Below are 621 nucleotides of genomic sequence, written 5' to 3' on the forward strand. Positions count from 1 at the left end.
GTTGAGTAGGCTAGTGGTCGCGGTACCTGCTTCGACCTGGATAGCCGCCTTCTGTGCGGCGAGGTTCACTTGAGCGTTGATCACGCCTGGCTGCTGGCTGAGTGCGCGCTCCACACGCCCAACACAGGAAGCACAGGACATACCACGAATCTCGATATCGACGTATTGCGCCATAATGACGATCTCCCTGTTAATTTATCGACGACCCGGTAGGCAAACTTGATTCCCATGTTCGCTATCGAGAAAATGCCCGATCATTCAGTCTGCTCAGCGATAGCTTCAACAATCGGGCAGCCTTCCTGCATAGGCCCTTCGCCTGCACACTCACTCAATGTTTTCGATAATACGGCTTCAATCCGCGTGAGATGTTTGATCTGCTCTCGCACCTTGTGCAGCTTCTCGCTGGCGATGCGTTTAGCTTGCGCCCGGTCGCCATTAGCATCCTGAAGCATTAACAGCTCCCGAATCTCTTGTAGCGTGAAGCCCCACTGCTTGGCATGGACGATAAACTGCAACCGATCCACAGCTTCCAGTGGGTAACGCCGATAGTTGGCATCGGTCCTCCTCGGAGGAGGCATAAGTCTCTCTTTTTCGTAGAATCGAATCGCCTGGCTAGCGACC

Annotated in this window: 2 protein-coding genes; both read right to left on the reverse strand. The window is 53.9% G+C overall.

The window, feature by feature from the left end; genetic code table 11:
• On the reverse strand, window positions 1–174 hold a 174-nt coding region (locus MLE19_RS22870), incomplete at its 3' end, for a cation transporter (protein WP_240720622.1).
• Window positions 175–254: 80 nt separating this feature from the next.
• Window positions 255–621, reverse strand: a 367-nt coding sequence (locus MLE19_RS22875; protein WP_240720621.1) for a MerR family DNA-binding protein, incomplete at its 5' end; no start/stop codon positions are given.

Source organism: Vreelandella neptunia, from assembly GCF_022489065.1.
Taxonomy (GTDB): Bacteria; Pseudomonadota; Gammaproteobacteria; order Pseudomonadales; family Halomonadaceae; genus Vreelandella; species Vreelandella neptunia_A.